Origin of the sequence: Micromonospora sp. WMMD1076 (assembly GCF_029581475.1) — a bacterium.
GTDB classification, from domain to species: Bacteria; Actinomycetota; Actinomycetes; order Mycobacteriales; family Micromonosporaceae; genus Micromonospora; species Micromonospora aurantiaca.
In genome coordinates this window covers 2,118,367-2,137,841 of the sequence record NZ_CP120862.1, presented here as the reverse complement: position 1 = coordinate 2,137,841, position 19,475 = coordinate 2,118,367, and the positions used below count along the sequence as shown (strand labels likewise).

The window sequence follows — 19,475 nt, the reverse complement described above, 5'->3', positions numbered from 1 at the left end:
GTGTCGTCCCGTCGCTCAGGCGGCGCGGGCGGCCCAGCGGTCGCCGGACCGCGTGACCACGAGCGGAAGGCCGAACGCCTTCGACAGGTTGTCGGCCGTGAGCACGTCGGCGAGCAGGCCCTGCGCCACCACGGCACCCTCGCGCAGCAGCAGCGCGTGGGTGAAGCCCGGCGGGATCTCCTCGACGTGGTGGGTGACCAGCACCATCGCCGGCGCGTCCGGGTCGTACGCCAGCTCGGCCAGCCGGGCCACCAGGTCCTCGCGCCCACCCAGGTCGAGCCCGGCGGCGGGCTCGTCGAGCAGCAGCAGCTCCGGGTCGGTCATCAGGGCGCGGGCGATCTGGACCCGCTTGCGTTCGCCCTCGGACAGCGTGCCGTACGTGCGGTCGGTGAGGTGGCCGACGCCGAGCTGGCGCAGCAGCGCGGCGGCGCGCGCCTCGTCGGTGCGGTCGTAGCTCTCCCGCCAGCGGCCGACCACCGACCAGGCGGCTGTGACCACCACGTCGGTGACGCGCTCCTCGGCGGGGATCCGCTCGGCGAGCGTCGCTGTGGACAGGCCGATGCGGGTACGCAGCTCGTTGACGTCGGTGCGGCCGATGCGCTCGCCGAGCACGTGTGCGACGCCGCTGGTCGGGTGCAGCCGGCCGGCGGCCAGGTTGAGCAGCGTGGTCTTGCCCGCGCCGTTCGGTCCGAGCACCACCCACCGTTCGTCCAGCTCGACCCGCCAGTCGACGTCGTGCACCAGCGCGGTGCCGGAACGCTTGACGCCGACCCCGTCGAGGCTGACCACCAGATCCGCGTCCACGGTCGAGGGGGCGAGGGCGCCCGGGGCGCCGGGGATCAGGTCACCAGTCACCGCTCCATCCAATCACGCACCCGGCCCGGCGCCCCCCACGGGCGGCGCCGCCGCCATAGGGTGGGGCGCCGTGTCGTTGGTCACCGCTTCCGGAAGGACACCCATGCCCGACCGCTGCCGGGAGGCGCGCGGATGAGCGCGGTCATCGAGATCGCCGGCCTCCGCAAGACGTTCCACACTCTGCGCCAGGGGCGCCGGGTCGCCGTCGACGGCTTCGACATGCTGGTCGAGGCGGGCCAGGTGCACGGCTTCCTGGGGCCGAACGGGTCCGGGAAGACCACCACGCTGCGCGCGCTGCTGGGGCTGGTCCGGCCGGACGCCGGGCGGATGCGCGTGCTGGGCGCCGAGTCGCCCGAGCACCTGCCGGACGTGGCCGGGCGGGTCGGCGCGATCGTGGAGAGCCCGCAGTTCTTCGCCAACTTCACCGCCCACCGGACGCTGCGGCTGCTGGCCCTGGCCGGGGGTGTGCCGACAGCCCGGGTGGACGAGGTGCTGGAGCAGGTCGGGCTGCGCGACCGGGGCGACGAGCGGGTCAAGGGCTACTCGCTGGGCATGAAGCAGCGGCTGGCGGTCGCGTCGGCCCTGCTGAAGAACCCGGAGCTGCTGATCCTGGACGAACCGGCGAACGGGCTGGACCCGGCCGGCATCCGGGAGATGCGTGACCTGACCCGGTCGCTGGCCGAGGCCGGGGTGACGGTGCTGCTGTCCAGCCACATCCTCGCCGAGATCCAGTTGATCTGCGACCACGTGACGATCGTGAGCCGGGGGCGGCGGGTCGCGTACGGGCCGGTGGAGGACGTGCTGGCCGGCTTCGACCAGCACCAGTGGCGGGTCCGGGTGGCCGACCCGGAGCGGGCCGGGGAGTTGCTGGGCCGGGCCGGCCTGTCGGTGACGGTCGCGCCGGACCACCTGGTGGCGACCGGTGTGCAGGATCCGGAGACGATCAGCCGGACGCTCGGCGAGCAGGGCATGTGGGTACGCGAGTTGGTCCCGCTGCGGCCGGACCTGGAGAGCGTCTTCCTGGAGCTGACCGGCGGCCACGAGCACGTGGCGGTGCCGCGGCAGGTCGACGGCGCGCCGCCGAGCGACGGAGTGATCGACCTCGACGTCCGGGAGACCCGGGAGGTGGACGCGTGAACCTGGTCCGTGCCGAACTGGAGCGGCTGGCCGCCCGGCGTTTCGTACAGCTCATGGTGGTGCTGCTGGCTGTCGCCTTCGCGGTGACGGTGGTGACCACGCTCGCCGGTTCGCACCGGCCGAGCCCGGCGGAGCTGAGCCGGGCGCAGGCGCAGGCGGCGGAGAGCGTGCGCCAGATGGAGATGACGTACGACCGCTGCCTGCGGATCCGGGAGGGCACGCTCCCGCCGGGCGAGAACGACTACCTGCCGCGCGACTGCGCCCAGATCGACCCGGCCCAGCTCGACCAGTTGCCGAGCGCGGCCGACTACCTCAGCGGCGTGTTCGTCTTCGCCAAGGAGGCCGAGCCGCTGCTCTACTTCCTGATCGCGTTCCTGACGCTGTTCGGATTCCTCGTCGGCGCCTCCTACATCGGGGCCGACCTGAACTCGGGCGGGGTGGTCAACCTGCTGCTGTGGCGGCCGCGGCGGCCCGCTGTGCTCGCCGCGAAGCTCGGCACGCTGCTGGGCGGGCTGCTCGGCCTGTCGGTGCTGGCGTCGGCGGCGTACCTGGGGGCGTTCTGGTTGATCGGCCAGGCGTCGGGACTGGTCGGGCGGACCGGCGGCGACTTCTGGCCGTCGCTCGCAGCGATCTGGGTTCGCGGGCTGATGCTGGTGCTGCTCGCCGCGGCGCTCGGGTTCGCCGTGGCCACGCTGGGCCGGCACACGTCGGCGGCGCTCGGCACTGTGGCCGCGTACGTGGTGGTGTGGGAGCTGGGGGCGCGGCTGGTGTTCCAGATCCTGGAGGTGGGCCGGCCGGACCGGTACATGCTGTCCAGCTATCTGGCGGCCTGGCTGTCCGGCGAGGTGCGGCTCTGGGACAGCAACGCCTGCGGCCCCGGGATCTCCGGCTACTGCGACGGCTCCTACACCCTCACCTGGACGTCGGGCCTGGTGGTGCTGCTCGGGCTCACCGGCGCGCTGGTGGCCGCCGCGTTCACGGTGTTCCGCCGCCGCGACCTGATCTGACCGGAGCCACACCTCGGCAACTCCTTGCGAACCCCGACGCCATGATGAAGGATTCCTTCACATGGCGCCAGGGTGCACGACGCGGTCAGCCGACCGTCGAGCCGAACACCTCGTCGCGGACGGCGTCCAGCGCGGTACGCAGCGCGCCGCGCAGGATCGGCTCCTCGGTCAGCCCGGTGGCCACCACCCGGGGCCGGACCAGCGTGATCGCGGCGACCTCGTGCTGCACGCGCTCGGCCAGCGCCGCCCCGCCGGCCTGCCCGACCGCCCCGGCGAGCACCACGAGCGGCGGGTCCAGCACCACGCAGGTGCTCGCCACGCCGAGAGCCAGCCGCCGGGCCAGTTCGTCGAGCATCGGCCCACCGGCGGTGCCGGCGGCGATGGCCGCGCGTACCACCTCGGCCGCCCGGGCCGCCGCGACGCCCTGCTCCGCCGCCTCCGGGCTGGCGGTACCGTGCTCGGCGGCCACCGCGCGCACCGCGTCGGCGCCGACGAGCTGCTGGAACGCCGGCTTGGCCCGCTTGGACACGTCGCGCGGGATGGGCGCGCCGGGCACCGGCAGGTAGCCGATCTCGCCGGCCGCACCGCTGCTGCCGTGGTGCAGCCGGCCGCCCAGCATGATCGCCAGGCCGACGCCCGCGTCCACCCAGACCAGCACGAAGTCGGCAGTGCCACGGGCCGCGCCGGACTGCGCCTCGGCCACCGCCGCGAGGTTCACGTCGTTCTCGAACACGACAGGGGTGTCCAGGTCCTCGCGCAGCGCGGCGAGCAGGCCGCTGTGCCAGCGCGGCAGGTTGAACGCGAACGTGATGTCGCCGGTCTGCGGGTCGACCAGGCCGGGGGTGCCGAGCACGACGCGCCGGACGGCGGACAGCTCCGCCCCGGCGCTGCTCGCCGCCTGGACCACGGCGTTGTGCACCACGCCGACCGGGTCGTCGGTGTCCTTCGTGGACTGCTCGACCCGGCCGGCCACCGTGCCGGTGATGTCGGCGCAGGCCGCCACCACCCGCTCCGCGCCCACCTCCACGCCCACCACGTACGCGCTGCTCGGCCGGACGGCGTAGAGCTGCGCGTTCGGGCCCCGCCCGCCGGCCTGCTCGCCGACCCGGGCGACCAGGCCGCGCTCCTCCAGCCGCTCGACGAGCTGGGACGCGGTGACCTTGGACAGCCCGGTCAGCTCACCGATCCGGGCCCGGGTCAGCGGGCCGCGTTCGAGCAGCAGCTCCAGGGCCGCACGATCGTTGAGCGCCCGCAGGAGTCGGGGGGTGCCGGGCAGCCGGGTCGCACTCATGCCAACGTCCTCAATTTTCAGTAAGGTTTTCTAACCACAAAACGCCTGCCGAGGGGCGCCCGTTAGCGTATCGGCCACCCCCGTCCGCAGAGGTCGGACGACCCGGCAGGGAAAGGGGATACTCGTGGGTCTGGATCCAGGACTGCGCCGGCTCGCGCTGGGCACGCTGCTGGCCGCGTACCCGGGACCGGTCCCGCCGGACTGGGCGGTCGACCTGCTCGCCGACGGGCTCGCCGGGCACACCCTGTTCGGCACCAACATCCACGACCCGGCCCAGGTGGCGGCGTCCACGGCAGCGCTGCGCGCCGGCCGCCCGGACGTGATCGTGGCGATCGACGAGGAGGGCGGCGACGTCACCCGGCTGGCGCACGCCACCGGCAGCCCGTACCCGGGAAACGCCGCACTCGGCGCGGTGGACGACCCCGACCTCACCCGCCGGGTGTACGCGGCGATCGGCGCGGAGCTGGCAGCGCTGGGCATCACAGTCGACCTCGCCCCCACCGTCGACGTGAACACCGCCGACGAGAACCCGGTGATCGGCACCCGCTCGTTCGGGGCGGACCCGAAGCGGGTCGCCGTCCACTCGGCCGCCGCCGTCGCCGGTCTCCAGTCGACCGGTGTGGCCGCGTGCGCCAAGCACTTCCCCGGGCACGGCGCCACAGTCGCCGACTCCCACCACGAGCTGCCCACGGTCGACGTGCCGCCGGCCGTCCTGCGGGAACGCGACCTGCCGCCGTTCGCCGCCGTGGTGGACGCGGGCGTCCGCGCGGTGATGACCGCGCACATCCGGGTGCCGGCGCTGACCGGCGACGGCCCGGCCACGTTCAGCCGCGCGGTCCTGCACGACCTGCTGCGCGTCGAGTACGGCTTCACCGGCACGGTCATCACCGACGCGCTGGAGATGAAGGGCGCCGTGCTCGCCGCCGGCGGGGTCGGTGCGGGCGCGGTCCGGGCGCTGGCCGCCGGCGCGGACCTGCTGTGCATCGGCGCCCGGGTCGACGCCGAGCTGGTCGAGTCGGTCGCCGCCGAGATCGCCACGGCGATCGCCGACGGCCGGCTGGCTCGGGAACGGGTCGAGGAGGCCGCCGGCCGGACCGCCGCGCTCGCCACCACCGGCCCCGCCGACGCCCCGCCCCCAGCCGTCGACGGCCTCGGCTACGCCGCCGCGCTGCGGGCGGTACGCGTCGAGGGCGACCTCGTCCGCGACACCGCGCCGCTGGTGGTGCAGGTGCACGCCACCTCTACCATCGCCGAGGGGCGGGTGCCCTGGGGGCTCGGCCCGCACCTGGCCGCCGGGGTGGAGCAGGCTCGCGCGGTGGCGGGCGAGACCGACCCGGAGCAGTTGCGGCGGCTCGCCGGGGACCGGCCGGTCGTGCTGGTCGGGCGGCACCTGCACCGGCTGCCCGGCGCGCGCGAGCTGGTCGAGGCGCTGGCCGCCTCGCATCAGGTGACGGTGGTCGAGATGGGCTGGCCGGGGGCGTGGCGGCCGGCGGGCGCGCGCGCGTTCGTCGCGACCCACGGCGCCAGCCACGCCAACGGCCGCGCCGCCGCCGACGCGCTCGGCCTGACCGCCTGACCCACGCACCCACCCGGCCCGCCGCCCGGAAGGGCGGCGGGTCGCCGTCTTGAACGCGTTCAAGTTCTGTCGTACGCTCGGGGCGTCCTTGATTTGAACATGTTCAAGAGAGGCTACGGGGATGGACGCGAAGGTCTGGATGTACCTGGCCTACCTGACGGTGAGCATCGGCCTCACCGTCTGGGTGGCACGGGCACTGTCCCGCAACGGGCTGGTGTTCCTGCAGGACGTGTTCGCCGACAGCCGGCTGGCCGAGGCCGTCAACAGCCTGCTGGTGGTCGGCTTCTACCTGCTCAACCTCGGCTACGTCACGGTGGCGATGAAGGAGTCCGGTCCGGTCGGCGACGCCAGCCAGGCGCTGGAGCAGCTCTCCATGAAGGTGGGACTCGTCCTGCTGGTGCTCGGCGCGCTGCACTTCTTCAACGTCTTCGCGCTCGGCCGCTACCGGCGCGGCCGCCTGCGGCAGCAGGCCACCCACCCGCCGCTGCCGCCGGTCAGAATGCTCCCGCCGCAGGGCGGACCGCTACCGGCGGGGCCGAACCCGCCGGCCCGGTGACGTCCGCCCCGGGCGGGCACCGGCCGGATCCCACCGGGTACGGGGCCGGTGGGATCCGCGGGTTCACCGTCCTGTTCGACGCGGACTGCCCGATGTGCCGGGCCGCCCGGCGGTGGCTCGCCTCGCGCGCCCAGCTCGTACCGCTGGGGTTCGTGCCGGCCGGGTCCGCCGAGGCCCGGCGGCGCTTTCCCGGGCTGGACCACGACGCCACGTTGCGCGACCTGACGGTGGTGGCCGACACCGGCGCGGTCTACCGCGGCGACGGCGCCTGGTTCGCCTGTCTCTGGGCGCTCACCGAGCATCGCGGTACGGCCGAGCGGCTGGCCCGGCCGCACCTGCTGCCGCTGGCTCGGCGGGTGGTGGCGGCGGCCTCAGCGGTCCGCGAGCGGATCCGGGAACCGGGATACGGTGACGACGATGACCGAGCAGAGTGCGCCGACGACAACTGCGGGTGGGCCGGGCGGGTCGACGGCCCGGGGTGAGCAGACCCGTCAGCTGATCCTGGACACCGCGATGCGGCTGTTCCGCGAGCGCGGATACGCCCGCACGACGATGCGCGCGGTCGCCCAGGAGGCGGGCGTGGCGGTGGGCAACGCCTACTACTACTTCGGCTCCAAGGAGCACCTGGTCCAGGAGTTCTACGCGGGCACCCAACGCGAGCACCGGGCGGCGGCCGACCCGGCACTCGCCCGGGAGCGGGACTTCGGCCCGCGACTGGCCGGGGTGCTGCACGCGGGCATCGACGTGCTGAGCCCGTACCACGCGTTCGCGGGCGCCTTCTTCAAGACGGCGGCCGAGCCGACCTCGCCGCTCAGCCCGTTCTCCGCCGAGTCGTCGGCGCCCCGGGACATGTCCGTCGCGCTGTTCCGCGAGGCGCTCACCGGGTCCACCGTCAAAGTCGACGACGAGCTGCGCGAGGCACTGCCCGAGCTGCTCTGGCTCGGCTACATGGGTGTGGTGCTCTACTGGGTGCACGACCGCTCGGAGGGGCAGGTCAAGACCCGGCAGCTCATCGACGGCGTGGTGCCGCTCGTGGACCGGCTGGTGGGGCTGTCGCGGCTGCGCGTGCTGCGGCCTGTCACCCGTCAGGCGCTCACCCTGATCCATACGCTGCGTCACTGATCTCGCCGCCGCGATTGCCAATGATTGCGCAGGTGAGAGTCTGTAACCGGACAGTGGCACACCCCTTGTTGACCACCGGCACCAACACATAGCGTTACCGATGTCGGGGCCTGGGGGTGAGCAGCGGACCGTGGATCCGGCCCGGGATCCACGGTCCGCGCCGGGCCGGGGATCCGGGCCGGCTCAGCGGGGGAAGACGCCGAACGCGGTGAAGCCGCGATCCGGGAACCCGGCCGCCTCGGCCACCCGGCCGGACGCCGCGTTGCCGGGGTCGTGCAGGTAGGTGGGAATCGCCCCCTCGTCCAGCACCCGGCGGGCCGCCTGCGCGACCAGCCGCCGGGCCAGGCCGCGCCCGCGCGCCGTCGGCACCGTGCCCACCGCCAGCTCGTGCCCGTACGCGTCGTGCCGCTTGATCCCCACGCCGGCCCGGTAGGCGCCGTCGGCACCCCGGACCACGAGCACCTCCCGGTCGAACAGCCGCAGCCACGGCGGCAGCCCGGGCAGCGTGGGCGTCACCCACTCCCCCACCTCGGGCAGCGGCGCCGGGTCGGTGCACCACCGGAAGACCGAGGTGTGCGCGATGAACTCCGGCGTGCCGACCGTGTCCGGCAGGGCGGGCAGCCACTCCCCGAGCGGCCGGTCGCGCACCAGCGTCCGGACCGCCTCCACCCGGTCGGCGGCGACCGAGAGGACGGTGCTGCCGTCCGCTGTCACCGCGACGGCCGGCCGCAGACGCCCGTCCCAGGCCGGACGGGCGCGGCGGTGCGACCGGACCACGTGCAGCCCGGGGCCGGCCGGCCACTGTCCCAACCAGGCCGCCAGATGGAGGAAGACCCGCCGGTCGAGCACGTGATCATGGTACGCCGGGACGCCGCGCCCGTGCCCGAGGAATTCGCCGATCGCGGCGCGGTTGAGACGCGCGGCAGGCGGGTAGGGGGTCGGCACGCCAGCGACGGGCGCCGATTCCTGGTTCCGCCACCGGCCGCAGGACCCCGGCGCTTCGCGGAACCGAAGGCATCGCCCCTGCGTCATATTCATTTCCATACATGGACAAGTTTCTCTGGGACGGTAGTGGTCATGCCTCACGAACCGAATGACCGATTCCAGCAGGACGCGGAGCGCGGCTGGCGGGCCGCCGCAGACGCCGGACGGTTCCCGGCGCAGCCGGCGTACCGCGAGGCCCGCGACCGGGGACTCTCCTGGGCCGAACTGAACGCGCAGCCGACCGGCACCGCCGCCTGGCGTGGATCAGCGACCGGCTGACGCACCGCTCTCAAGCGTGAACGATGAACGGCTGGAGTCCGCCCGCCTGACCTGATCATCACGGCGACCGCCGAACTGCACGGCGTCACGGTGCCGCACCACGACGCCGGCTACGACCGGATCTACGCGGGCGGCGACACACCGGCCGGGCGGGCGTACCGGCCTTCGCACACCTGTGCGGTAGCGTCTTGTGGTCCGATTTCGGCCTACGACAGGAGAAGCTCCGCGCATGGGCAAGAAGACGATCCACGTCTCCGACTTCACCGGTCAGGTGCTCAGCCCCGACGACGAGGTGGTCAAGGTCGTCGTCCTGGAGCACCCGGACCTGGTCGCCGGCCCCGTGCAGCTGGACGCCACCCCGGTCGACGTGGAGAGCATCGACGACGCCGCACTCGACGTCGCGGTGGTGGAGATCCACGACCGGCACGGTCACGGTGAGCCGCGCCGGGTGGTACTGACCGCCAGCGAGTTCGACGCGATGGCGACCGACGTGCCGATGGCGCAACTGCTGCGCACCGCCGAGCGGGTCAAGCCGCCCAAGGCCCGCCGCACCACCGAGAAGATCGACTACGGCACCATCGAGCACGCCGGCCGCCCGCACCGCGGCCGGGTCACCGAGGAGGAGGCCCGGCTGGTCCGGGAGCACCTCGACGAGGTGAACAAGCGCCTGGCCGACGCCGGCATCCGCCAGATCGATCCCGCCGACCCGGAGCACGCCGCCCGGTACGGCTTCCCCGCCACCGACTGACACCCGGAGCCGGGCACGCGCCCCCGTGACGCGTGCCCGGCGCGGGGTCAGGCCCCTTTCCGGGTGATCTCGGCGAGCGCCGCCTCGAACGCCGACTCCAGCGCGGACTTCTCCAGGCCGAGCCCGCGCAGCACGCCGTCGTCGCCCTCCTCCTCCAGCAGGGCGAGCAGGATGTGCTCCGTACCGATGTAGTTGTGTCCCATCCGCAGCGCCTCCCGGAACGTCAGCTCCAGGACCTTCTTGGCCCGCGCGTCGTAGGGGACCAGGTCCGGAACCTGGGCGGCCTTCGCCGGCAGCGTCGCGGTGACGACCTCCCGCAGCCGTTCCAGGGGTACGCCCCGAGCCACGATCGCCGCGGCGGCGAGCCCTTCCGGCTCGGCGAGCAGCCCGAGCGCGACGTGCCCCGGGGTGATCTCGGCGTTGCCCGCGGTCCGCGCCTCCTCCTGCGAGGCCAGCACCACGTTGCGGGCACGCGGGGTGAACCGGCCGAACCCCGAGTTCGGGTCGAGCGCGGCGGCGGTCTCCGCCTTGGCGGCGGAACGCTTCTGGGCGGCCTGCTTCGTCACGCCCATGCTGCGGCCGATCTCCGTCCACGAGGCGCCGGAGCGGCGCGCCTGGTCCACGAAGTGCCCGATCAGGTGGTCGGCCACGTCGCCCAGGTGGTCGGCGACGAGAACAGCGCCGGCCAGTTGGTCGAGCGCGTCGGTGTGTGCCTTCTTGATGCCGTCGATGAGGTCGTCGAGTCGTACCGGATGGGTCATCTTGAGCGGTTCGGTCTCCTCCACGCGTCAACCATAGGTTGACGCATGTTCTCCGTCAACCCTCGGTTGACGGTACCGTCGGTGTCGCACGGTGACCTCGGCCCCGGTAGGGTCGGTCGGGGTGAGCACCCATTCGACTCTGCTGTTCGTGCTCGCCGCCGTCGCGGTCGTCGTCGCCGTGCGGTGGGTCGCGTCCCGCACCGGTCTGCCGGCGGCGGCGCTGCTGCCACTCATCGGCATCGCGTACGCGCTGCTCCCCGGACCCAACATCGGCCTCGATCCCGAGCTGGTGCTCATGATCGTGCTGCCGCCGTTGCTCTACAGCGCCGCGCTGGACTCGTCCCTGCTGGACATCCGCCGCAACCTGCGGATCGTGGTCAGCCTCTCCGTGGTGCTGGTACTCCTCACCGGACTGCTCGTGGGCGTCGGGTTCCACCTGTTCGTCGCCGGCGCGACGCTGGCGGCAGGCATCGCTGTCGGCGCCGCGGTAGCCCCGCCCGACCCGGTCGCCGCCCTGGCCGTGGGCCGCCGGGTCAACCTGCCGCCGAAGATGGTCACGATCATCCAGGGCGAGGGACTGCTGAACGACGCCACCGCGCTGACCATGCTCAGCGTCGCCGTGGCCGCCGCCGTGGGCGGCACGTTCTCGTTTCCCGCCGCGATCGGGCAGTTCGTGCTGGCGGCGGCCGGCGGCATCGCGGTAGGCGTGGTCGTCGCCTGGGCGAAACGGCTGGTCCGGCCGCTCACCGCCGACCCGCTGCTGTCGAATGCGATCTCGCTCGCGACGCCGTTCGTGGCGTACCTGCTCGGCGAGGCGCTGCACGTCTCCGGCGTGCTCGCCGTGGTGGTCGCCGGCCTGATCGTCGGCCACCAGACGCCACAGTTCGGCTCCGGGGCCGCCCGCCTCCAGACCAACGCCGTGTGGCGGCTCGTCGACTTCCTCCTCGAAGGCTTCGTCTTCCTGCTGATCGGCCAGCAGCTCCCCGCCGTCATGCGGGGCCTGCGCCAGTACGAGACGTCGACCATCGCCGTCGCCGTCGCCGTGTCGGTCGGCGTGGTGCTGCTCCTGCGCCCGGCCTGGCTGATCCTGACCCAGTGGCTCCCCCGGTCGCTGCACACCCGGCTCGGTGGCGTCGCCGAACAGGACGACACCGACGAGCCTGATGCCGCGCGGCGGCTCGGTGGCGTCGACCGCAACGCCCGCGGGCTGACCTCCCGCGAGGTGGTGGCGCTGAGCTGGTCCGGTACGCGTGGCGTGATCAGCCTGGCCGCGATCTTCACGCTGCCGCTGACCACCGACAGCGGCGCCCCCTTCCCCGATCGTGACCTGCTGCTGTTCTGCACCTTCGTGGTCGTCCTGGTGACGCTGGTCGGGCAGGGCCTGACATTCGCGCCGCTCGTGCGGATGCTCGGCCTGCGCGCCAACGAGGCCGACCAGGCCCGGGTACGCAACGAGGCCCGCTCCGCCGCGGTGGAGGCCGCCCTGGCCCGCCTCGACACAGTCGCCGACGAGGAGCCGGACAGCAGGGTCGCAGTCGACACCACGCGGGCCCAGCTGGAGACCCGGCTGGCCCGCTACCGGGGGCGGCTCGACCTGATCGAGCAGAGCGGTTCGTCGGAGCTGCCCACCTCACCGGAGTACGAGACGGCGCTGCGGGTCCGCCGGACCGTCCTCGAAGCGCAGCGCGAGGAGTTGCTGCGGTGGCGCGACTCCGGCCGGCTGCCGGACGAGGAACTGCGCGTGCTGGAACGCGAACTCGACCACGAGGAACTGCTGCTGCCGAAGCGGGCGCCGGGCTGACCCGTCCCCCGGTCCCGGGTCGGCCAGCGGTCCAGCGCATCGCCGGCGACCTGGCTGTCCTAACCAGAGGCCACGTTCGCAGCGCAGTCCTCGACTTCGCCCAGCACGCCGGGATCCGCGTATGACCAAGGGCCACCTGCAGATCGTTGCCTGCGCTGCCGGACCAGCCGCAGACGTGACACAACTGGTCACCGATGCGACGCAGCAGTCGTGGACAACGACGGTCACCGCCACCCCCAGCGCCCTCGATCTCATCGACGCGCCAGCGATAGAGCGGCTGACCGGGTACCCGGTCCGCTCCACCTACCGGTCGTCTCCCGGCACCCGCCGCTCCCTCCCTGCCACGGACCGTCCGGTACGAACCAGTTGGCCCGTGTCATGCCGAATCAACCGCCATTCCTCGCTGAGATCACCTCAGTGATGTCACGTTGTCGCAGGAATCGCCGGGCTCCGCTCACCTAGGTCTGGTACAGGTTGAGCCGGTAGGCGCGTGCCTGGGGCAGGAGTCTGAGTGCGGGCATGAGGATCCGGTACGGCAGGGGAAGCCTGCGCAGCACGTCGGGTTGCGCGCCGACGGTGCTGCTCTCGACGAGCCGGATTCCGGGTTGCCACGACTCGATGTCGCGCGGGTCGTCGCACGCCCAGCGCAGGGTGGCGGACGTCTTCTTCAGCGCGTCGTGGCGGTGCTGGTTGCGCAGGATCCACCGCCCCCAGGTGTCGAAAGCGAGCTGGTTGCCCGGAAACCGCGAGGCGATCTGCCGGACCGCGGTGCGGGCGTCCGCCCGGTCGAGATAGATCAGGACCGCCTCGGCGACGAAGAAGTACGGAGCCGGACGATCCCGGACCTCCGCGAGCCAGGCACCGTCGACCACGGACCCGCTGAGCATGGTGCGGCGTTCGGTGTCGGCGAAGAAGCGACGCCGTAGCCGCATCGAGTCCGGCAGGTCCAGGTCGATCCAGTGGCAGGAACCATTGTCGAGGCGTTCGAACCGGGTGTTCAGGCCGGCGCCGATCTCGACGACGGTCCCGGCCGGGTGTTCCGCGAGGAACTGGGCGACCCAGTGGTCGAACACCATGCCGCGGAGCACCGAGCCGACCAGACTGCGGCCGCCGTCGAACTTCGCGAAGTCGTAGTCGATCGACCCGACCAGTTCGGTGGCGCGTGGGTCGCGCACCAGGGGCCGCGGCTTACGGCTCTCGACCGCCCGCCCGTACAGGGGGATCAGCAGTGTCTCCTGCACCGGGCCCAGGTCGACGCGGTGTTTCTCGGTCATGGTGACTCTCCCCTGTCGGACGCCGGTGCGGACACTCACGGATGGTTCGTGTGGCTGAGACGCAGCATGCGAGAGACGCAGGAGGGACAGTCGGCGGGCGTGGGGAACTCGATGCGGCGCAGGCCGGGCAGCGCCAGCACGAGCCCGTAGCGGTCCAGCCGCACCGGCACGTCGCCCTGTCCTGGCGGGGTGGTCAGCGAGGCGATCTCCGCACGGTGGTGCAGCCGCAGATCCTCCAGCAGTTCCCGCTCGATCAGATGGAGCGGATCGGGGTCCGCCGCCGCGAACGCATCCGGGTCGACGGGCACCACCTCCCGCCCCACCAGGCGCACCCCGGTCAGGTCCAGCCGGAAGAGGCCGACGGCGGTGCCGAGATCGAGCAGGTCCGCCAGCGGGTTGACGGACGCGAACTCCAGCCCGGCCCGGCGCAGCTCGTGCCGCGGGATGGGGCGCAGGCGACCGCGGGCAAGTGCCCGGCCGAGCCATGGCGACTCCGGGTACGGCCGGACGTCGTCGGCCGCCAGCTCGGCTTCGGCACCTTCACCGGCCACGGTCAACGCTGACCAGGCCTGCGCGCTGTGCCGTACCGCGATCAGCACCTCACCGTCCGGCGTGGTGGCGTGGGCAACGGGATGGGTCTCGGTCGTCGTGTTCAGCATCAGCCGGCCTCGCATGTGACCCGACAGCAGTGTGCGAGCGACATCGGCGGCGGATAGTGGCACCAGCGGGACTCCAAGCTCGACAGGTCGGGACGCGACCGCGTTCTATAGTTGGTTAGGCTAACCTAACCTGTCAAGCGGTCCGCGGGTTCCGGTCCCGCCTGTCGGCGTCACGACCACGTGCGACGACGTGCCATCCGGCGGCATCTTCCCGCTGGCGCCAGAAGTCGGTGAACCGTCCGCCCGAGGCCAGCAACGCCTCGACCGGACCGTCCTCCACGACACGGCCCTCATCGAGGAAGATCACGCGGTCGACGTGGCGGATGCTGTCGAGGCGGTGAGTCACGATGACGCGGGTACGTGGCACGCTGTCGTCGGCGAGCGCACGGACGACGGCCGCCTGGTTCTCGGTGTCCAGGGCGCTGGTGGCCTCGTCTACCAGGAGCACCGGCGCCGGCTTGAGCAGGGCGCGGGCGATGCTCACCCGCTGGCGTTCGCCGCCGGACAGCGCGCCACCCGCCTCGCCGACCACCGTCGACCCGCCGTCCGGCAGTCGCGCGGTGATCTCGTCCACGCGGGCGAGGGCGACGACGTGGTCGTACCGGTCGGCGTCGGCAGTGGGGTCACCGGCGAGGATGTTCTCACGAAGGGTGCCGTCGAACAGGTACGGGTGCTGGAAGACGACACTGACCGCCGTGGCGGAGACCGGGGCGTCGTCGACCAGGACGCGTCCGCCGGTCGGCTCGTGCAGCCCGGCCAACAGGTTGAGGACTGTGCTCTTGCCCGAGCCGGACGGTCCGACGATCGCGGTGGTGGTGCCCGGCTCGAAGGTGAGGTTCAACGCCCGCACCACCGGCTCGCTGTCCTCGTCGTAGCCGAAGGAGACCTGTTCCAGGCGGATCCGGGGGGCGGCGGCCGGCTGCCGTGCGGGCCGCGCGGGCACCTCCGGGGCGGCGTGCACCGCACGGATCCGGCGCAGTGCCGTCGTCGTGGCCTCGATCCCGGGGCTGAGTTCGCCGAGCACGACGAACGCCTCCAGATAGCGGGCGATGACGACGACGAGCGCTATCGCTTCGGCGACGGTGATGTTCCCCCGCACCGCCAGTACCGTCGTCGTGCCCGCCAGCACGGTCAGGGCGATGTTGCTGGCCAGGCTGAACAGCAACTGCCCGGGGATCTGCCACCGGAGGAGCCGCATGGTGGCGCCGTGCTGCGTGGCGAGGGCGGCGCCGACGAGGCTGCGGGCCGGCTCGGCGCGGCGGGCCGCCCGCAGCGCCGGCTGGGTGCGGGCGAACTCGACGACGCGCTCGGTCAGGGCGCTGTTGCTGTCGGCCGCTGCCCGGTCCGCGGCGGCGCCGATCCGGCGGGCGCCCCAGTAGGCGCCGAGGAGCACCGGCACGCCGGCGAGGGCCGCCAGGCCGAGCGGGATCGACAGCGGCAGCAGCGCGAGCCCGAGTGCCACCGGCAGCAGCACCGCGCCGGCGACCGGCGTGACGAGGTAGATCACGAGACCGACGAGATCCGGTCCGGTACTCGCGATCGCCTGGCGGGCGGTGGCGGAGTGCTCCGCGGTGAACCAGGTCAACCGCACCCGCGCGAGCCGGTCGGCAACGCCGTGCTGACCGTGGTCGAGCAGGGCGAAACCGAGCGCGAACCCGGTCCGCGCCGCGACGGCGTCGACGGCCCAGCCGGTCACGGTGACCACGGCCAGGATGCCCAGCCAGGGCCAGGCCGCGCCGGGATCGGGACCGAACAGGTCGGCGACCAGGGGTACGAGCACCACCGTCCCGCCAGCCCGCAGGACGACGCCGCACACGGTCAGCGCCGTGTGAACCAGCGCGCGGCGGCGCTGGTCGGCCGGTAGCAGCAGAAGCAGTGTACGGATCACCGGGCCACCTCCTCGGACATCGGGCGGCTCCGGCCGGCCTCCCAGAGCTGCCGGTACCGGCCCCCCGCGGCGTGCAGTTCGGCGTGGGTTCCGGCCTCGACGAGTCGACCGCCGTCGAGCACGACGATGTGGTCGGCCTCGGTGACCGTGTGCAGGCGGTGCGCGATGACGAGCACGGTCCGGCCGGCGGCGAGCCGGTTCAACGCCTGCTGGACGGCGTACTCCGACTCCGGGTCGGCGTAGGCGGTGGCTTCGTCGAGCACGAGCACGGCCGGGTCCGCGAGGATCGTGCGGGCGATCGCGAGGCGCTGCCGCTCGCCGCCGGACAACGCGGCGTCGGGTTCGAGCACGGTGTCGAACCCGTTCGGCAGGCGCCGGATCCGCTCCTGGATGTGGGCGGCACGGGCCGCCTCCTCCACCTGCTGACGGGTGGCGTCGGGCACGGCGAGCGCGATGTTCTCGTGGACGGTGCCGTGGACCAGTTGCGTCTGCTGGAACACGAAGCCCACCTGCCGGTAGAGATCGTCACCGCTCAGGTCGCGTACGTCGTGCCCGCCGACGCGGATGGCGCCTGTGGACACGTCGAAGAAGCGGGCGAGCAGCGCGGCGAGTGTCGACTTGCCCGAGCCGGACGGGCCGACCAGCGCGGTGACGGTGCCCGGACGCAGCACGAGCGAGAACTCCTCGATGACGGGGACACCCGGGCGGTACGCGAAACCGACCCGGTCGAACACCACAGTTCCCGGCCCGTCGGTGGCCTCCGGGATCGTTGCGACCCGGGTCTCCAGTTCGGGCTCGTCGAGGGTCGCCTGGATCCGGCGACCGGCGAGCAGGCCGGCCCGCAGCCCGCTCAGCCCGTACCCGATACCCAGCAGCCGGGCACCGAAGGTGGTGCCGAGGAACAGGAACGGCAGCAGCGACAGCGCGTCCATCGCGCCGGAGGTGATCCGCCAGGTGCCGATGACGGCGATCAGCAGGAGGAACGTGGCGGGCCTGGTGACCAGGTCGATCAGCGCCTTCTTGCCGGAGAACGGCCGCTGCCAGTCGTCGAGGAACCGGACGTACTCCCCGAGCCGGGCCCGGAACGTCGACGCCGCGGCGCCGCCGAACACCCGGATGACCGGCTGGCCCTCCAGGAATCCGGCCGCCTCCCGGTTCATCCGCTCCGCCCACCACATCGCCTTGCCGGTACGCGCACCGGACTGCACCACCATCACCCACATCACGACGACGTAGACCAGGACCGGCAGCAGCAGCGCGAGCGCGGTCGGCCAGTCCACGCCGAACAGGTAGACCATGACGGCTACCGGAGCGACGACCGCCGCGGTGGCGTCCGGGATGGCGTGTGTGACGAGGTAGTGCAGTGCGAGGGTGTCGTCCTGCACCACTTGCTTCACGTGCCCGGAGCCGTGTGTGGTGAACCAGCCGAGTGGCAGCCGCGCGAGTTTGCCGAGCAGTCGTTGCCGGACGCCACGCGCGAAGCGCGCGTCGGCGGCGTGCAGCCAGAGCACGAGCGCCGCGCCGAGCAGCGTGCCGACGCCGACGAGACCGACGGCCCAGCCGCCGAGGGTCCAGAGCGCCGGCGCGCCCGCCCCGGCGAGCATCTGCCGGGCCAGTTCCACGAGCAGGACGTACGGGGCGAGCTGAACGAGGGTGACCAGGGCCTGCAACACGCCGGACAGGATCAGTGTCCGCCGCAGCGGGGCAAGCAACCGGCCGGCTCCCTGGGCTCGCCACGACCCACGCACCTTCGATGTGGTCGGCGCCTCCGTCCGCGTCTCCCCGGCCCCGGACACGTCCGGCTGGGGCGTCGCTTCCGGCTCCGGCTCACTCGGGCCGCGTAGCTTGCCGAACGGACGGCCGTGGTACCAGTACGCCTGGGCGTACAGCTCCGACTTCGGGAATCCGAACTCGTCGCGTAGCCGGGTACGCAGGTGTTTGAGCGAGCCCGCCTCCGGGCCAGCCCACGCGTACCAGTTCGACCAGTCCCGGCCCTCGATCGCTGCCGCCAGCGATGCCGGCCCGCGCCGGGGAACCCAGTGGACACGCGAGCGGGGATGAGCCGTCACCGGTATGCGCGGGTCGTCCTCGGTGTGCTGCTCGAGATACACCTCGACCGGCACGTGCGCCGGCACGGTGTCCAGGATGGTGTTGATCGCGGGAATCGAGGCGGAGTCGCCGATCAGCAGGTATCCGGCCGGCGGGTCGTCGGGCACGGCGAACCGCGACGAGCCGAGCGAGGTGGCGATGATGGTCCGGCCCGGCTCGACGTCCCTGGCCCACGCCGAGGCCGGGCCGGTGGGTTCGTGCAGCACCATGTCGATCGCGAACTCGCCGGTGGCCTCGTCCGCGGACGAGATGGTGTACGCCCGCTGGTGCTCGGTCGTGCCGTCGTACGGGTCGGGGAACCAGAACCGCAACCAGGCGGTCGGGGCGGCCATCGCGTCCTGGAACAGCGTCGGCGAGGACAGCCGCACCCGCACGACGTGCGGCGCGAGAAGTTCCCTGCCCAGCACCGTGACCTCGTGCTCGCGAACTCCGTAGCTCCGCATGACCACACCGGTGAACCCACGCTTGGCCATCTACAACTCTCTTTCGGTGCGGGCGAGATCCGCCCTGATGTCGGCGACGGGTCTCCCGGGCGGCGCCGCGCCGAGCAGACCCCGGATGGCACCGGTGAGCACGAGCCGCACGTATTCCGCACGCTCCACCTGGGGCAGGACCGCGTGGGCGGGGGCCAGGCCGTCGTCGATCTCGACGCCGAGGGTCGCGGCGCGGCGCTCCCGGTCGAACCCGTCGCCGTCCTCCCGCTCCGCCAGCGCGCTCTGCTCCTCGGAGGCCGCCATGGCGATGGTCAGCGAGGCGACAGCGCCGCTGACCACGATGGCCGCGTCCGGGGTGTAGCCACGCCGGACCAGCGCCTCCACCTCGTCGGTCAGCACCCGCCGGCCGGCGGCGCCGCGCGGGAACAACAACTGCATGTACCGGGCCAGTCCGGGATGTGCGAGAGCGAAGGCCCGTAGTTGCAGCGCGAAGGAGAGCAGATGGGGCTCGAGCCCGTGCCGCGGATCGTCGCGCAGGCGCAGCTCGGCGAGGATGCTCTCACCGACCAGCCGTTCCAGGTCCCACCGCCCCTTCACGTGACGGTAGAGCGCCGCCGGGGTGACACCGAGACCGGCGGCTACCGCCTTGACGCTCACGGCGTTCAGGCCCAGACCACGACCGACCCGGACCACGTCGTCGGTGCTGATGCGCGGCGTACGCCCGTCGCGGCCTGGCAACGTCGGCTCCTAGTTATAGGGGGTAACTAAGGGCACCCTAACTTGAGCCTCGTCCGCTGGCAATCCCCCGCGCCATCGGGCACGAATGCCCGGGTCGCGAGACGCTTGGCGAGGGCCGGTCGTGTCCGCCTCACACGTCGATGCCTGGTGTGCCGCGATCGGCGCCGCGTGCGGCCGGCAACTCGTCGTCGGCGACGTCGGTCTGGAAGCTGGTCACCCGCCCGGCGTTCCTTTCCCCGGCAGGCACGGCTTCGTC

The 19,475-nt window shown here is 72.9% G+C and carries 18 protein-coding genes and 1 pseudogene; 10 read left to right on the top strand and 9 right to left on the bottom strand.

Features of this window, described 5'->3' with window-relative positions:
* Window positions 1–15 precede the first annotated feature (15 nt).
* Window positions 16–867, bottom strand: coding sequence for an ABC transporter ATP-binding protein (locus tag O7622_RS10485; RefSeq protein WP_282313161.1), 852 nt, complete (start codon window positions 865–867; stop codon window positions 16–18).
* A 120-nt stretch (window positions 868–987) separates the two neighbouring features.
* Here O7622_RS10485 and O7622_RS10480 point away from each other — a divergent pair, with 120 nt between their 5' ends.
* Together O7622_RS10480 and O7622_RS10475 are read left to right on the top strand one after the other, a co-directional pair.
* Window positions 988–1,992 carry an ATP-binding cassette domain-containing protein gene (locus tag O7622_RS10480; protein ID WP_282313160.1) on the top strand — a complete coding sequence of 335 codons (1,005 nt, stop codon included), beginning with the start codon at window positions 988–990 and terminating at the stop codon, window positions 1,990–1,992.
* Entirely contained in the window at window positions 1,989–2,999 is a 1,011-nt protein-coding gene (locus O7622_RS10475; protein WP_282313159.1) for an ABC transporter permease subunit, read from the top strand. The genes O7622_RS10480 and O7622_RS10475 overlap by 4 nt, the downstream gene beginning before the upstream one ends.
* Window positions 3,000–3,084: 85 nt before the next feature.
* Here O7622_RS10475 and O7622_RS10470 read toward each other — a convergent pair whose 3' ends face one another.
* On the bottom strand, window positions 3,085–4,290 hold the full coding sequence (locus tag O7622_RS10470) for an ROK family transcriptional regulator (protein ID WP_282313158.1): 1,206 nt from the start codon (window positions 4,288–4,290) through the stop codon (window positions 3,085–3,087).
* A 124-nt stretch (window positions 4,291–4,414) separates the two neighbouring features.
* Here O7622_RS10470 and O7622_RS10465 point away from each other — a divergent pair, with 124 nt between their 5' ends.
* From O7622_RS10465 to O7622_RS10450, 4 genes are all read left to right on the top strand, one after another.
* Window positions 4,415–5,866: a glycoside hydrolase family 3 N-terminal domain-containing protein gene (locus O7622_RS10465; protein ID WP_282313157.1), complete on the top strand. Its 1,452-nt coding sequence runs from the start codon at window positions 4,415–4,417 to the stop codon at window positions 5,864–5,866.
* A 121-nt stretch (window positions 5,867–5,987) separates the two neighbouring features.
* The gene (locus tag O7622_RS10460; protein WP_282313156.1) at window positions 5,988–6,422 is read left to right on the top strand and encodes a hypothetical protein; all 435 of its coding nucleotides are present in this window, start codon (window positions 5,988–5,990) and stop codon (window positions 6,420–6,422) included.
* Entirely contained in the window at window positions 6,419–6,904 is a 486-nt protein-coding gene (locus O7622_RS10455) for a DCC1-like thiol-disulfide oxidoreductase family protein (protein ID WP_282313154.1), read from the top strand. Before O7622_RS10460 ends, O7622_RS10455 begins: the two co-directional genes overlap by 4 nt.
* Window positions 6,840–7,544, top strand: a complete 705-nt coding sequence (locus tag O7622_RS10450; protein ID WP_282313152.1) for a TetR family transcriptional regulator — start codon at window positions 6,840–6,842, stop codon at window positions 7,542–7,544. The genes O7622_RS10455 and O7622_RS10450 overlap by 65 nt, the downstream gene beginning before the upstream one ends.
* 183 nt (window positions 7,545–7,727) lie before the next feature.
* Here the strand turns inward: O7622_RS10450 and O7622_RS10445 are convergent, their stop codons facing one another.
* Complete coding sequence (locus tag O7622_RS10445; RefSeq protein ID WP_282313150.1) at window positions 7,728–8,393, bottom strand: GNAT family N-acetyltransferase; 666 nt, start codon at window positions 8,391–8,393, stop codon at window positions 7,728–7,730.
* 228 nt (window positions 8,394–8,621) lie between these two features.
* Between O7622_RS10445 and O7622_RS10440 the strand changes: the two genes are divergently transcribed.
* Both O7622_RS10440 and O7622_RS10435 read left to right on the top strand, forming a co-directional pair.
* Complete coding sequence (locus tag O7622_RS10440; RefSeq protein WP_282313149.1) at window positions 8,622–8,807, top strand: DNA repair protein; 186 nt, start codon at window positions 8,622–8,624, stop codon at window positions 8,805–8,807.
* A 229-nt stretch (window positions 8,808–9,036) separates the two neighbouring features.
* The gene (locus O7622_RS10435; RefSeq protein WP_282313148.1) at window positions 9,037–9,555 is read left to right on the top strand and encodes a hypothetical protein; all 519 of its coding nucleotides are present in this window, start codon (window positions 9,037–9,039) and stop codon (window positions 9,553–9,555) included.
* Between the two features lie 47 nt (window positions 9,556–9,602).
* Here O7622_RS10435 and O7622_RS10430 read toward each other — a convergent pair whose 3' ends face one another.
* Window positions 9,603–10,316: a Clp protease N-terminal domain-containing protein gene (locus O7622_RS10430; RefSeq protein WP_282314101.1), complete on the bottom strand. Its 714-nt coding sequence runs from the start codon at window positions 10,314–10,316 to the stop codon at window positions 9,603–9,605.
* Between the two features lie 121 nt (window positions 10,317–10,437).
* Here O7622_RS10430 and O7622_RS10425 point away from each other — a divergent pair, with 121 nt between their 5' ends.
* Both O7622_RS10425 and O7622_RS10420 read left to right on the top strand, forming a co-directional pair.
* The gene (locus O7622_RS10425; protein WP_282313147.1) at window positions 10,438–12,117 is read left to right on the top strand and encodes a Na+/H+ antiporter; all 1,680 of its coding nucleotides are present in this window, start codon (window positions 10,438–10,440) and stop codon (window positions 12,115–12,117) included.
* Between the two features lie 121 nt (window positions 12,118–12,238).
* Window positions 12,239–12,466, top strand: a pseudogene (locus O7622_RS10420) (flavoprotein); the annotation flags it as partial.
* A gap of 109 nt (window positions 12,467–12,575) precedes the next feature.
* Here O7622_RS10420 and O7622_RS10415 read toward each other — a convergent pair.
* The 5 genes from O7622_RS10415 to O7622_RS10395 form a co-directional block, all read right to left on the bottom strand.
* Window positions 12,576–13,391: a class I SAM-dependent methyltransferase gene (locus tag O7622_RS10415; RefSeq protein ID WP_282313145.1), complete on the bottom strand. Its 816-nt coding sequence runs from the start codon at window positions 13,389–13,391 to the stop codon at window positions 12,576–12,578.
* A 35-nt stretch (window positions 13,392–13,426) separates the two neighbouring features.
* Window positions 13,427–14,050: a hypothetical protein gene (locus O7622_RS10410; protein ID WP_282313144.1), complete on the bottom strand. Its 624-nt coding sequence runs from the start codon at window positions 14,048–14,050 to the stop codon at window positions 13,427–13,429.
* Between the two features lie 133 nt (window positions 14,051–14,183).
* Window positions 14,184–15,938 (bottom strand): ABC transporter ATP-binding protein, encoded by a 1,755-nt coding sequence (locus O7622_RS10405; RefSeq protein WP_282313143.1) that lies wholly within the window; start codon window positions 15,936–15,938, stop codon window positions 14,184–14,186.
* Window positions 15,935–18,520, bottom strand: a complete 2,586-nt coding sequence (locus O7622_RS10400) for an ABC transporter ATP-binding protein/permease (protein WP_282313142.1) — start codon at window positions 18,518–18,520, stop codon at window positions 15,935–15,937. Before O7622_RS10400 ends, O7622_RS10405 begins: the two co-directional genes overlap by 4 nt.
* Window positions 18,521–19,219 carry a hypothetical protein gene (locus tag O7622_RS10395; protein ID WP_282313141.1) on the bottom strand — a complete coding sequence of 233 codons (699 nt, stop codon included), beginning with the start codon at window positions 19,217–19,219 and terminating at the stop codon, window positions 18,521–18,523. It abuts the gene before it with no gap.
* Window positions 19,220–19,475 lie beyond the last annotated feature (256 nt).

What these genes read in the sequence shown, in the direction of transcription:
- O7622_RS10480 (WP_282313160.1), top strand. Translation starts at nt 988, where the DNA reads ATGAGCGCGGTCATCGAGATCGCCGGCCTCCGCAAGACGTTCCACACT.
- O7622_RS10470 (WP_282313158.1), bottom strand. Translation starts at nt 4,290, where the DNA reads ATGAGTGCGACCCGGCTGCCCGGCACCCCCCGACTCCTGCGGGCGCTC.
- O7622_RS10460 (WP_282313156.1), top strand. Translation starts at nt 5,988, where the DNA reads ATGGACGCGAAGGTCTGGATGTACCTGGCCTACCTGACGGTGAGCATC.
- O7622_RS10450 (WP_282313152.1), top strand. Translation starts at nt 6,840, where the DNA reads ATGACCGAGCAGAGTGCGCCGACGACAACTGCGGGTGGGCCGGGCGGG.
- O7622_RS10440 (WP_282313149.1), top strand. Translation starts at nt 8,622, where the DNA reads ATGCCTCACGAACCGAATGACCGATTCCAGCAGGACGCGGAGCGCGGC.
- O7622_RS10435 (WP_282313148.1), top strand. Translation starts at nt 9,037, where the DNA reads ATGGGCAAGAAGACGATCCACGTCTCCGACTTCACCGGTCAGGTGCTC.
- O7622_RS10430 (WP_282314101.1), bottom strand. Translation starts at nt 10,316, where the DNA reads ATGACCCATCCGGTACGACTCGACGACCTCATCGACGGCATCAAGAAG.
- O7622_RS10415 (WP_282313145.1), bottom strand. Translation starts at nt 13,391, where the DNA reads ATGACCGAGAAACACCGCGTCGACCTGGGCCCGGTGCAGGAGACACTG.
- O7622_RS10410 (WP_282313144.1), bottom strand. Translation starts at nt 14,050, where the DNA reads ATGCTGAACACGACGACCGAGACCCATCCCGTTGCCCACGCCACCACG.
- O7622_RS10400 (WP_282313142.1), bottom strand. Translation starts at nt 18,520, where the DNA reads ATGGCCAAGCGTGGGTTCACCGGTGTGGTCATGCGGAGCTACGGAGTT.